Origin of the sequence: Kribbella sp. C-35 (genome assembly GCF_046549195.1) — a bacterium.
GTDB lineage: Bacteria > Actinomycetota > Actinomycetes > Propionibacteriales > Kribbellaceae > Kribbella.
Genome location: NZ_JAJPWG010000004.1, coordinates 340,764 through 352,425, shown reverse-complemented (window position 1 = coordinate 352,425; position 11,662 = coordinate 340,764). Strand labels below are relative to the sequence as shown.

At 68.7% G+C, this 11,662-nt stretch carries 9 protein-coding genes; 2 read left to right on the top strand and 7 right to left on the bottom strand.

The window, feature by feature from the left end:
• Positions 1-61: 61 nt before the first annotated feature.
• The 6 genes from ACLJOO_RS27565 to ACLJOO_RS27540 are packed head-to-tail and all read right to left on the bottom strand — an operon-like array spanning position 62 to position 6,033.
• Positions 62-379 carry a hypothetical protein gene (locus ACLJOO_RS27565; RefSeq protein ID WP_410790298.1) on the bottom strand — a complete coding sequence of 106 codons (318 nt, stop codon included), beginning with the start codon at positions 377-379 and terminating at the stop codon, positions 62-64.
• The gene (locus tag ACLJOO_RS27560; RefSeq protein ID WP_410790297.1) at positions 376-1,206 is read right to left on the bottom strand and encodes a carbohydrate ABC transporter permease; all 831 of its coding nucleotides are present in this window, start codon (positions 1,204-1,206) and stop codon (positions 376-378) included. Before ACLJOO_RS27560 ends, ACLJOO_RS27565 begins: the two co-directional genes overlap by 4 nt.
• Positions 1,196-2,083, bottom strand: coding sequence for a carbohydrate ABC transporter permease (locus ACLJOO_RS27555; RefSeq protein WP_410790932.1), 888 nt, complete (start codon positions 2,081-2,083; stop codon positions 1,196-1,198). The genes ACLJOO_RS27560 and ACLJOO_RS27555 overlap by 11 nt, the downstream gene beginning before the upstream one ends.
• The gene (locus tag ACLJOO_RS27550) at positions 2,083-3,348 is read right to left on the bottom strand and encodes an ABC transporter substrate-binding protein (RefSeq protein WP_410790296.1); all 1,266 of its coding nucleotides are present in this window, start codon (positions 3,346-3,348) and stop codon (positions 2,083-2,085) included. Before ACLJOO_RS27550 ends, ACLJOO_RS27555 begins: the two co-directional genes overlap by 1 nt.
• A gap of 55 nt (positions 3,349-3,403) precedes the next feature.
• Positions 3,404-4,993: an FAD-dependent oxidoreductase gene (locus ACLJOO_RS27545; RefSeq protein ID WP_410790295.1), complete on the bottom strand. Its 1,590-nt coding sequence runs from the start codon at positions 4,991-4,993 to the stop codon at positions 3,404-3,406.
• Complete coding sequence (locus tag ACLJOO_RS27540) at positions 4,990-6,033, bottom strand: LacI family DNA-binding transcriptional regulator (RefSeq protein ID WP_410790294.1); 1,044 nt, start codon at positions 6,031-6,033, stop codon at positions 4,990-4,992. The genes ACLJOO_RS27545 and ACLJOO_RS27540 overlap by 4 nt, the downstream gene beginning before the upstream one ends.
• 156 nt (positions 6,034-6,189) lie before the next feature.
• Here ACLJOO_RS27540 and ACLJOO_RS27535 point away from each other — a divergent pair, with 156 nt between their 5' ends.
• Both ACLJOO_RS27535 and ACLJOO_RS27530 read left to right on the top strand, forming a co-directional pair.
• Positions 6,190-8,523 (top strand): hypothetical protein, encoded by a 2,334-nt coding sequence (locus tag ACLJOO_RS27535; protein WP_410790293.1) that lies wholly within the window; start codon positions 6,190-6,192, stop codon positions 8,521-8,523.
• A gap of 107 nt (positions 8,524-8,630) precedes the next feature.
• Complete coding sequence (locus ACLJOO_RS27530; protein ID WP_410790292.1) at positions 8,631-10,175, top strand: WD40 repeat domain-containing protein; 1,545 nt, start codon at positions 8,631-8,633, stop codon at positions 10,173-10,175.
• 2 nt (positions 10,176-10,177) lie between these two features.
• Here ACLJOO_RS27530 and ACLJOO_RS27525 read toward each other — a convergent pair whose 3' ends face one another.
• Positions 10,178-11,587: an alpha/beta fold hydrolase gene (locus ACLJOO_RS27525; protein WP_410790291.1), complete on the bottom strand. Its 1,410-nt coding sequence runs from the start codon at positions 11,585-11,587 to the stop codon at positions 10,178-10,180.
• Positions 11,588-11,662: the final 75 nt, after the last annotated feature.

Here is an 11,662-nt window from a genome sequence, read left to right as displayed (position 1 = left end):
AAGGTCCCAGGGTTCAGGACAGCAGTTCTCGCCGCTGGAGGAAACACCTCAGCACCGGCCGTCAGTCGATCGGGCGGCCGGTGAGGTGGGCGAGGTCGGTGAAGAAGGCTCGGTAGACGGGTTCGTCGGACATGGGGATCTCGACGGTGGCCAGTGAATAGACGCTGCCCATGAGGCGGCTGTAGATCGGCTCGTCCGGGTCCTGGATGTGGGAGAAGTGCAGGATCATCGCGCGCTTGCGTACCTGGACGTGCACCCTGACCCAGTCCAGAGGCGTCCGGTAGCAGGCGATGATGTTCCTTCGCTGGAACAGTTCGAAGATGCCGCGATCGACGCGTACCTGCACGTCGGCATGTTCGAAGACGATCGGTTCGGTCATTTCAGTCCCGAGTGGGCGAGGCCTTCGACGAACTGGCGTTGGGCGATGACGAACACGATCAGGACCGGGAGGACGGTCATGGTGGCGGCGGCGAGTTGGGTGTTCCACATGTCGGCTCCGTACGCGTCGGTGAATCGGGTGAGAGCTTGCGGCAACGTGAACAGTTCCGGCGAGGTGAGGTAGACCGTGGGTTCGAGGTAGAGGTTCCACGAAGCCAGGAAGGTGAGGATCGCGACCGCGGACAGCGCCGGCCGGGCGAGCGGCAGGCAGATCCGCCACCAGATGCCGGGGCGGCCGAGGCCGTCGAGCCGCCCGGCTTCCTCCAGTTCGGCGGGCAGCGCGATGAAGAACTGCCGCATGATGAAGCTCGCCAATACGCACGGTGCGCCGAACGCGGTGACCAGGATCAACGGCCAGTGCGTGTTGATCAGCCCGGCCCGTTTGAACACCTGGAACAGCGGAACGATCGTCACCTCGCTCGGCACCAGCAGACCGGTCAGCACCACCAGGAACAGCGCGTTGGCGCCAGGGAACCGGATCCGCGCGAAGGCGTACCCGGCCATGCTCGAGACCAGCAGCGTGATCAACGTGACCAGTACGGCGATGTACACGCTGTTCAGGTACTGCCGGGCGAACGGCTGGAACGTGAACGCTTCGCCGTACGCCGCCAGCGTCGGGTGCTCGGTCCACAGCGACGGCGGCGCCTTGAAGATCTCCGGCAGCGGCTTGATCGACGCCGCGACCATCCAGATCGTCGGCACGGCGAAGGGGACCGCGAGGACTGCGAGCGCTGTCACCAGGAGCGCCCGCCGGAGCTTACTGTTCATGGAACACCCATTTCCGGCGCAGCTGCCATTGCAGCAGCGTCAGCACCATCACGAAGCTCAGCAGCATCAGCGCGAGCGTCGACCCGTAGCCGATGTCGTTGAACTCGAAGGCCTGCTGGAACACGTAGTAGACGAGCACGGTGGTGCTCAACTCAGGCCCGCCGCCGGTGAGTACGGCGATCTGCGCGAACGACTGCAGCGCGCCGACGACGGTGATGATCGCGGTCAGCAGCACCGTCGGCGAGATCAGCGGCAGCGTGATCCGGGCGAAGATCGACCGGCTGCGCGCACCGTCGATCCGGGCTGCCTCGTACAGCTCCGAGGGCACGCCCTGCAACGCCGCCAGGAACAGCACCATGTTCACACCGACACTGCGGACGACCTGGCTGACGATCACCGACAGCATCGCGGTGTCGCCGTGCTGCAGCCAGTTGGGTCCGTCCACGCCGATCGCGTGGAGCAGTCCGTTGATGCCGCCGTTGTCCTGCAGCAGGAAGCCCCAGACCAGGGTCCACGCCACCACGGACACCACGACCGGCGAGAAGAACAAGGTCCGGAAGAACGTCGCGCCGCGGAACCGCCGGTTCAGCAGTACGGCGATCAGCAGGCCGAGCGTGATGTTCAGGACCACGACGCCGCCGGAGAAGACGACCGTTGCCAGCAGCACCGATGGCAACTGCGGGTCGGAGGCCAGCGCGGCGTAGTGGTCCGCGCCGACGAAGACCTGCTTGCCGGTGAAGACGTTCCACTTGTTCAGGCTGTACCAGATCGCCAGGCCGACCGGGATCAGCACGAACAGCAGGACGCCGGCGAGCTGTGGCGCGATGAAGAGGTACCCGGTCAGCACATCTCGCCGGCGTGTGGTCCAGTAGCGCATCACTTGGCCAGGATGGGATCGATCGCGGTGCAGACCGACTTCAGGACGGCGGGGATGTCGGCGTCGGCCTTCCACAGCGCGTCCAGCGCGGTCTTACCTTTCTGGGCGATCTCGGCCGGGCTGGTGTGATTGGGCAGGGTGACGGCGTTCGGCAGCTGGTCGACCACGACCTCCTGCAGCTGGGCTGCGGACAGCTTCTTGTTGTTCTCGGCAAGCTTCGCGCCGGTGAGCAGCGACTTCCGGGGCGGCGGGAAGAACTGCGCCAGCTTCGCCGCGTTCGCCGGATTCGTCAGGTAGGCAAGGAAGTCGGTCGCCTGGTCAGGATGCTTGCTCGCGGCAAGGACACCGACACCGGCCTGGCCGAGTACGGCGTACTTGCCGGACGGCCCCGCGGGTAGCGGGTACAGGCCGAACTTGAACGACCCGGTGAGCAACGAAGCGCGGGAGACCTGCGCGACGGTGAAGGCGGCGTCGCCGGCGAAGAAGTCGGCCTTCGTGCCGGGCCCGGGCATCGCGCTGGTCTTGAACGCTGCGTCGTGCAGGAACGTGAACGCGCGCTGCATCTCCGGGCTGTCGAACGTGCAGGTCTTTCCGTCCGGGCTCCACGCCGAGGCGCCGAAGCCGGTCCAGACCGTGGCCAGCGTGTTCCAGGACTTGTAGTCGAAGTCCCGGATCACGAAGCCCGCCTTGCCGGTCTTGGCGTGTACGGCGGCGCCCGCGGCGGCGACCTGGTCCCAGGTGAGCGTCTTCGGATCGATCTTCTGACCGGCCTTCGCCAGGAGGTCGGTGTTCACGTAGAGGGCGAACGGCGAGTTCGAGAACGGGTAGGCGTACAGCTTGCCGTCGCGGCTGAACTCCTTGGTCGCGCTGTCCACCAGGTCGTCGTACTGCCAGCCGTCGGTCGCCTTCAGCTTGTCGGTCAGGCCGACCAGCGCGTCGGAGGCGATGAGGTCCTTGGACAGGTCGCCCATCCAGGCCAGATCGGGCGCGTTGCCGCCGGCGATCTGCGTGGTCAGGGTGGTGTTGTAGTCGGCGAACGGCAGGCTCTCGAACGTGATCGAGCTGACCTCGGGGTGCTCGGCCCGGTAGGCGTCGCCGATCGTGGTGAACAGCTTGAGCTGGTCCTCGTTCGAGGTCCAGACCGTCATCCGCAGCTTGACGTCGGTGGCGTTCGACGCGCCGGTGTCGGATGCGCCGCAGGCGGCGGTGAGTGTCGCCGCCGTGGTCAGCGCGAGCGCGCCGAGCAGCTTCCTTGCAGTGATCATGATGTGGTCCTTCGTGCTGGGGATGACGGCGGGGAATGACAGCGGGGGATGGGGCTCAGTAGCCGGCGATCTCGGGCCAGTGCAGTTCGACGCCGGCCTCGCTCAGCCGGCCCTGGAGGCGGTCGACGAGGGTGTCGTCGGTCGCGATCTGCTGCGGGCTCAGGCCGCTCTCGAGGCAGAACGCCACGAGTTCGCCCGCCGATTCGCCGATGTTCCACTCGACCGGATGCAGCCGGTAGGCGCCGTTGGTGATGTGGGTGGTGCCAATGTTCTTGGCGGCCGGCACCAGGTTCTGGGTGGCCGCCGGAACCAGCGCGCCGAGCGGGATCTCGAACGGTGCGCACTCGACGTCGATGTAGTTGTCGCCGCCGGTGGAGGGGTGCAGGTCGATCCGGTACATCCCGACTCCGACCGAGGCGTCGAACCGGGCCGGACCGTCGTACCCGCGGGCCTTGATCGAGATGTCCTGCTCGCGGACGGTGGTGAGTGCCTTGATCCGGCGCGATTCCCGGATGTACGGCGCTTGCGCGAAGCCGTCCGTGGTGCCGACCAGGTCGCCGCGGAGTCGCAGACCGGGCCAGCCGCGGCCGCCGTCCGGACGGGGCGCCTCGGTCTGCAGCCAGTACACGTACGCCCGCGACTGCGCCTTCGCGGCGAGAAGATGGACGGCGCGGTCGTCGGTGTCGATGATCGAGCCGCTGACGTAGTCGAGCTGCGGCCAGTTGGCGAGCACGATGTCGCTGTCGTAGAAGCCGTCGGCGAAGTTCTGCCGGGCCGCGATCCGGCGGAACTGCCACAGGTCGTTGTCGCCCGCGTCGAACCGCGGGTCGCCGCTGGCGTCGGCGGCCGGGTTGACGTTCATGGTCCGCTCTTCCGGCGCCAGCGTCCGCGGGTTCGGGGCGACGAAGGACAGCATCGGCGCGCCCCAGAACGGCAGCTCGAACGAACGCCAGAAGTCGTAGTCGTCGGGCCGCGCGATCGTGTGGTCGCCGGCGACGTGGTCGAAGACGAAGCACCACGCGATGGATTGCACGTTGGCCGGATCCGCGACCTCGGCGGCGCTCGGCTCACCGGTGTCGGATCGCGCTTCGGCGCCGACGACGTACTCCGTGCCGGTCAGCGGCAGCAGGTCGCCTGTCTCAGTACCGTCCAGGACGAACTCGGCGGAGATCACGGTCTCGGCCCCGGTCGTCGGATCCGCGACCGTGACCGTGCGGACGACGCCGTCAGTCACCTCGGCCGCGACGGGGACGCAGGGTTGCAGAACGGTCAGCCGCCCGGTCGATCGGTACGGCGCGAGCAGTCCGGTGATCACCGCGTGGGCCACGCGAGGCTCGTGGCACAACCGGCTGACCCGGCCGCGTCCCGGATTCAGCTCGCGATCCATGCGGGCGGCATCGGTCAGCGGGTAGTGGTCGCGGTAGTAGCGGCGGATACCTTCGCGTAGTGCGCGGTACCGGGCGGTGACACCGAACTGCTCGACCCAGATGTGCTCGTCGGGCGGCACTGCCTGCGAGGTGAGCTGTCCACCGAGCCAGGCGTACTCCTCGGTCAGCACCACGCGCCGGCCGCGTTGCAGCAACGCCAGCGCGGCGGCGACGGACCCGAGGCCGCCGCCGATGATCGCGACCTCAGTGGAAATCACGATTCCGTCCGTACGACGATGGTGGCGCCCGGCTCGACCTCGGAGTCGAGGTGCCGTCGCGTCTCGAGGTCGGCCCAGTCCTGCGGGTCGGTCGAGATCAGCAGCTGGAGCAGGTCGAGCGCCTCGGCCGCGAGTTGTTCCCTCGGGACATGGAAGCCCGCGAGCGGCCGGCCCTCGATGCGATGACCGCGAACCTCGCCGAGCGCCGCGACCGAGATCTCGTCCGGTACGGCGACGCCCGCGGCCGTCAGCGCGTGGACGACATCCTCGATCAGGAACGCGTCCTCGGCGAAGATCACCGTCGCGCCGGTGGCCTGTGCCAGCCGGGGCAGGTCGGCGATCCGCTCCTCACCGACCAACAGGAAGGCGAGTCGGCCGTCCGCGGAGGCGGCCTCGACGGCACCGCGACGGTCTCGGGCCGCGGGCGTGTCCCGGCCGCGGTGTACGTAGAGCGCCTGCTGATGCCCGGCTGCCGCGGCCTGGTCGATCAGTGCCGTGGTCGGCGTGACGTAGTCGATGGCGACGTACGGCACCGCGGCGGCGGTCTCGTCCCGGCGGCCGATGGCGACGAACGGGAACTGTTCCGCGACCAGTCGTTCCAGCTCGGACGCGACCATCTGCTGACCGAGCAGCACGCAGCCGTCGGTCAGCCGCAGCCGGGTCTTGCGGTGGAACAGGCTCCGGGTGCCGTCCTCCACCGGTGACGAGGTGAAGAACAGCAGGTCCCAGCCGATCCGCTCGGCGGCGCGCTCGATCCCGTTCAGCAACGGCCCGTAGAAGTCCATGCTCTCGGGCGACAGCGCGGCCTCGTAGGTGAAGACGCCGATGATCTGGTTGTCCAGCCCGGCCAGGCGGCGGGCCGCCGGGTCGGCGACGTACGTCAGTTGCTCGATGGCCTTCTTGACCCGCGCCCGGGTCGCCTCGGGGATCCGCACTCCGCCGCCGTCGCGGTCGTTCAGCACCACCGACACGGTCGTCTGGCTGACGCCGGCGAGCTCGGCGATCTCGCGCTGGGTGACCCGGCGAGGTTTCGGTGCCATCGTTCCTCCGTTGTGATAATGCCTATCTTCAGCGAACTGCGGCGACCATAGCCCAGGCACAGTCGAAAGCGCAATGACCTCTTGACGTCCAGGTTGGAGGCTGGGAATGTTCCGTCCAGCGAATCTGAAGATGCGCATTATCAGAAGGAGTAGTCGATGACCTCCACCCTCAGCCGCCGCAGCCTGCTCGGCGCGGCGCTCGCGGCCGGCGTCGTCCTGGTCGCCGAAGCGACCCCGATCAGCGCGTTCGCCGCGGCCGGTGACGTGACCCTGACGGCCGGCGGCATCAGCCTGCTGGCCAGCCCCGGCGGCCGGCTCGCGATCCGTGACGCTGGTGGCGTCACGCGGTCGGCCGGCTCGAAGTTCCAGGTCAAGGACAGCGTCTCCGGCGTCCTGACCTCCACCGGCGGCACCCCGACGCTCAGCGCGCTCGCGGACGGTACGCCGGCGATCCGGATGGACTACACCTTCGACGCCGCCGCCGGCTCGACGACCGTCACTGGCTGGTTCAGTGTCAGTACGTCGCACGCCCGGCTGGAATGGCGGATCACCGGGCCGGCCACGCTGCTCCCGGACGGATTCCTGTTCAGCCGCGCGATCCAGGCACCGACGGCACCGGACGACTACATCGCGATCACCGAGTGGGTCCGCGACGCGGGCGGCGGGATCCCGTACGAGGACACCGTCGGGGTCGCGCACACGTCGACCTGGAGCTCCAGCTTGCACGGGCTGTTCCTGCTGGACCGCTCCCGCCAGGCGTGGACGAACGCGACCTGGGTGCACTCGCCGGGCGTGGTCGATCCGGCCGGCGGCTGGACCAGCCGAGCCGACTTCTTCTTCTCCGAGACCCGCCCGTCGGCGACTGCCACCATCGGCCGCGGGCGGGAGCTCGGGATCGAGCTCACCACCAACAGTGACTTCAACCTGTACGAGTCGGCCGGTGCGCCGATGGCGCTCACCGCGCTGGTGGCCAACGGCGGCGCGGCCAAGTCGGTCGACCTCGAGCTGTGGATGCGCAGCTTCGACGGCGTGCTACTGGCCTCGACGGGCGTGACCGGAAGCGTCGCCGCAGCAGGCACCTGGCAACACACCTTCAACCTGACGGCGCCGGCCGGTGGGATCGCGTTGGCGGAGGTGGTGGTCCGGTCCGGCGACGACGAGGCCTTCGCACGGACCAGTTTCGCCGTACTTCCGGCGTACGACTATCAGGCCGGTGCGGACAGCATGTTCGGGATCGCCAACTACCCCTGGCTCCAGCGGCCGAGCGCCGACGCCGTCCTCGACCTGTGGCAGCGAGCCGGTATCAGCCTGGTCCGGATCGCGTACGACGGTGGGCCCGGGTTGCCGCCGTCCGCGTTCGACGCGCGCGGGATGCGGCACAACATCGAACTGCAGCCGTCGTTGACCGTGACCGACACTGAGGCGGCCGCGTGGGCCGCGGACAAGTTGGCGGTGGCGGCCGGTGCCGGTGCGGCGTACTTCGAGGTGGGCAACGAACTGAACCGGCCGTTCAACACCGGGGATGCCGCACAGGCCTATCTGGACAAGGTGATGCGGCCGGTGTTCGACCGCCGGGCCGTCACCGGCGACACCGTGAAGCTGATGAACAACGGGCTGGCCGGAATGGACAAACCATGGGTGGAGAACTTCATCGCCGCGGGCGGGTGGGACCTCATCGACGCCTTCGCCTACCACCCGGGCCGCGGCAACTTCACGCCTGACTACATCCCACCGGGCGACGACTGGGACACCGGTGCCGAGGGCACCTACTGGAACTTCTACGGCGGGCTGAAGCAGCTCAAGGCGTTGATGGCCGAGCACGGTGCGAAGGAGATCTGGCTGACCGAGGCGTACGCGCCGACCAAGCCCAACAGTTGGTGGCACGACACCTATCGCCACGCCGCGGAGAACGTGCTGTTGAGTTTGGCGCTGGCCAAAGCCGAGGGCGTCAAGTGCGTCTGCTGGTACCAGTTCCACGACAGTGTGCTCGGGATGCCGCAGATCGCCGATCCGGACAACGTCGAGTACCACTTCGGCCTCATGAACCGCGATCTGAGCCCGAAGCCGTCGCTGCTGGCGTACGCGACAGCGGCTCGCGCGCTCGACCAGGCCGTCTTCCGTGGGCAGCTGACGTTTGCGGATCCGCAGACGTTCGGCTTGTGGTTCGACACCCCGGACGGGCCGGCGGTCGTGCTGTGGAACCGGGCTGACGGCTACATCCTGAACACGGCCGGCCAGCGCACCGATTGGCACTTCCCGGCGCCGGAGGTCTGGGTCGACCCGTGGCCGACCAAGACGCCGCTGACGGTCGCCGCGAGTTCCGCCGTACGAGAGCTCGATGCGATCGGGCAGGCTCGGACGTTGCCGGTCACCAACGGCAAGGCGACGCTGACGCTCGACGGCGCACCCCGCATCTACTACGGCCTGGTCCCGCACGTGAGTGGCACCGGCACGAACACCCTGGCCGGCTGCCGCCCCGGCCGCCGATGACCCCGAGCCACGGGGTGCGTGTGCCGACAGTTATCGTTTGAGTGCGCATTGTCATCGAATCATGGGGTCGGCATCTTCCGCCGGAGCGGGCCCTTGGGGGTTTGCTCATGAAGAAGGCCGTTCTGGCTGTCGTCACCGCTGCGGCGGTGGGCGCCGCCGCCCTGATTCCGTCCGGTCCCGCTGTTCAGGCAGCTACTGATGGGGCGGCCGCCAGCGCGCCGCGCGGGTTCGGGTCCGCGCTGTCGTCGGTGCAGCAGCCGTCCTGGCAGACGAACGCGAGTGTGAACACGGTCGCCGTCGCGGGGAACCTGGTCTTCGCGGGCGGTCTGTTCACTCGGGTGCGGCCGCCGGGGAAGGCTCGCGGGGTCGGGGACGTGGCGCGGAAGTACTTCGCGGTGTTCGACCGGTCCACCGGCGTACCGACCCGGTTCGCGCCGCAGGTCAACGGGCCGGTGTGGAGCGTCGCGACCTCTCCGGACGGCCGGCGGGTCGTGATCGGCGGCGACTTCACCGTCGTCGACGGGGCCGCACGGTCGCGGGTGGCGATGTTCGATGTTGCCAGCGGCAAGCTGGTGGCCGGCTGGGACCCGGTGGTGAACTACCGGGTCGCGGCGCTGAAGATCTCCAGCGACACCGTGTACCTCGGCGGCTCGTTCGGATCCGTGGACAAGGTCACCCGCGGCCGGGCGGCCGCCGTCAGCCTGAACAGCGGTGCGCTGCTTGCGTGGAGTCCGAACGCGAACGACGACGTGCACGCGATCGAGCTGTCGACCGACGGCAAGCGGGCGTTCGTCGGCGGCGGCTTCACCCGGATCGGCGGCCGCGACGTGCACGCGCTGGCGATGGTGAACGCCGCCACCGGCGCCGCGCTCCCGATGCCCGCTGCGGCCGCGATCCCGCCGAAGTCCGAGGAGTGCGACAGCCGGGTCAAGGACCTCGAAGTCCAAGGAAACAAGGTCTTCGCGTCGAACGCCGGTACGCTCAGCATGGGCTGTTACGACGGGGTGCTGGCCGCGGACGCCACCACCGGCAAGCTGCTCTGGCAGAGCAAGTGCCGGGGCGCGACCGAGGCGATCAAGGCGATCGGGAACTGGCTGTACAAGGGTTCGCACGCCCACGACTGCAGCGCTGACGGCGCGTTCCCGGACAAGACCGGGATGCATCACTTCCTCGTCTACAGCGCGATCACCGGAAAGCTCGGTCCGTGGTTCCCGAACGCGACCGCGGGCGGCACGACCCTCGTCGGTCCGCTCGCGTTCGCGTCCGGCGGCAACGATCTCTGGGCGGGCGGTGACTTCACCAAGGTGAACGGGGTACCGCAGGAGGGGCTGACCCGGTTCACGAACACTCCGGGTGGTGCGGCGCCCGCACGGCCGGCCGCGCCCAAGGTCGCCAGCGCGCGGGCGAACAAGGTGACGATCGCCTTCCCGACCGTGCTCGACCGCGACAACATCACGCTCACCTACCTGCTGTACCGGGGCAGCACGCGGATCGGCAGCTGGTCGCGTACGTCGAACTCCTGGACGAAGCCGACCGTCACTTCGATCACCGACTCCGGCCTGACCAGCAGGCAGACGTTGTCGTACCACCTCGAGGTCAGCGACGGCCGCAACGTCCAGAAGAGTCCGTCGGTCTCAATCCGCGTCCGCTGACCTCAGCAGCGGGTGCCGCGGGGCGGTACGTCGAGATCGGCCAGGTAGGCGTCGATCTTCGCGCGGGCGCAGTCGTTGGACATGTAGAGCGTGTGTCCCGGGCCGTCGTGGTAGATCGACCCGCTGCCCGGTACCTGGTCGATGACCCGCGTCGCGGAGTCGTACTCGCTCCAGTTGCCCGCCATCAACAGTGGCGGCAGGCCGTCCGGTAGCGCGGCAGGTTGATTGCGGACGGGCACCGGCCAGCCGACGCAGTTCAGCATCGCCTGCTGGATTGTGCCGGCGATCCCGGTGTACGGCGCGGCGGCCTCCATGCGCCGTACTTGCTGCTGGAGTTGGCGTTGGCTGGTCGGATGCGGCCAGTCCGTGCACTCGACGACACCTGGTGACGGCGCCGACGGGAACGGCGCGTTCGGCGGCGCCGGTACGAACCCGGACGCGTCACCGGTCGCCGCAGCCTTCCTGAGCGCGGCCAGCAGCTTCGGGTACGACGCCTCACCCAGCCGCGCGAGCCGCAGCCCGGTCCAGCGGATCTCGTTGCCGTCGTACGTCGTACTCCCGGCCGGCAACGGGTTACGCTGCGCCCGCGCCACCACCTGCTGCCACAGCGCGGCGCAATTTTCTTGCCCACGGCACCAGTCGAAGAAGCGGGTCATGAAGGTCTGCACGTCGCGCGCGAGCCGGGTCAGCTCGCGATCCCAGTGGTCGGTGCTGTGGTTCCAGGTGCCGTCGAGGACCAGTGATCGCACCCGGTCCGGGAAGAGTCCGGCGTACGCCTGCCCGATGAAGCCGCCGTACGACGCTCCGTAGAAGTTCACCTTCGGCTCGCCGAGCGCGCGCCGGATGGCTTCGAGGTCGCGCGCGTGGCTCGCCGAGTCCATCGCCGCGAAGAGTTCCGGATCCTTCGCCTGGCACTTCTCCGCGATCGCCCGGTTGGCAGCAGCGAGCGCGTCGAACTCGGTCTGGTTGCGCGGCACTCGCGGTTGGCGCACGCCGGTCCATTCGCACGGCAGGTTCGTGCTCATGCCGGGGAGGTTGGGGCCGCCACGGAGATCCCAGGTGATGATGTCCATCGTCTGGCGCAGACCGGCGAACGTCTGCCCGGCGCCGTACGAACGCAGCAGGTCGATGTTCATGCCCATCGGTCCGCCCAGGTTGACCTGCACGGATCCTTGGGGTTTCGGGCCGGTCGCCGGGAGGCGGCCGACCATCAGTGTGATCTTCCGGCCGTCGGGGCGGTTCCAGTCCACCGGCACCTGCAGGGTCGCGCACTCGACGCCGACGCCGCCCGGTCCGCCGGGACACTCACCCCAGTCGAGAGCTGATGCCGCCTGTGTCGCCTGGGCTGGTGGGGTGATGGCGGCGTTGAGCACCAGCAGGGCGCCGGCCGCCAGGGCAAGTGGTTTCAGCATGCCGGACACGTTCTCGCGGATCCGCGGACCGCACATCGGACCACGGGCTGTCGGACTCCGGTCCGAGGTGCTGGT

Bases quoted from the DNA above. Each gene is read 5' to 3' on its own strand.
- ACLJOO_RS27565 (WP_410790298.1), bottom strand. From the start codon at position 379: ATGACCGAACCGATCGTCTTCGAACATGCCGACGTGCAGGTACGCGTC.
- ACLJOO_RS27560 (WP_410790297.1), bottom strand. From the start codon at position 1,206: ATGAACAGTAAGCTCCGGCGGGCGCTCCTGGTGACAGCGCTCGCAGTC.
- ACLJOO_RS27555 (WP_410790932.1), bottom strand. From the start codon at position 2,083: ATGCGCTACTGGACCACACGCCGGCGAGATGTGCTGACCGGGTACCTC.
- ACLJOO_RS27550 (WP_410790296.1), bottom strand. From the start codon at position 3,348: ATGATCACTGCAAGGAAGCTGCTCGGCGCGCTCGCGCTGACCACGGCG.
- ACLJOO_RS27540 (WP_410790294.1), bottom strand. From the start codon at position 6,033: ATGGCACCGAAACCTCGCCGGGTCACCCAGCGCGAGATCGCCGAGCTC.
- ACLJOO_RS27535 (WP_410790293.1), top strand. From the start codon at position 6,190: ATGACCTCCACCCTCAGCCGCCGCAGCCTGCTCGGCGCGGCGCTCGCG.
- ACLJOO_RS27530 (WP_410790292.1), top strand. From the start codon at position 8,631: ATGAAGAAGGCCGTTCTGGCTGTCGTCACCGCTGCGGCGGTGGGCGCC.
- ACLJOO_RS27525 (WP_410790291.1), bottom strand. From the start codon at position 11,587: ATGCTGAAACCACTTGCCCTGGCGGCCGGCGCCCTGCTGGTGCTCAAC.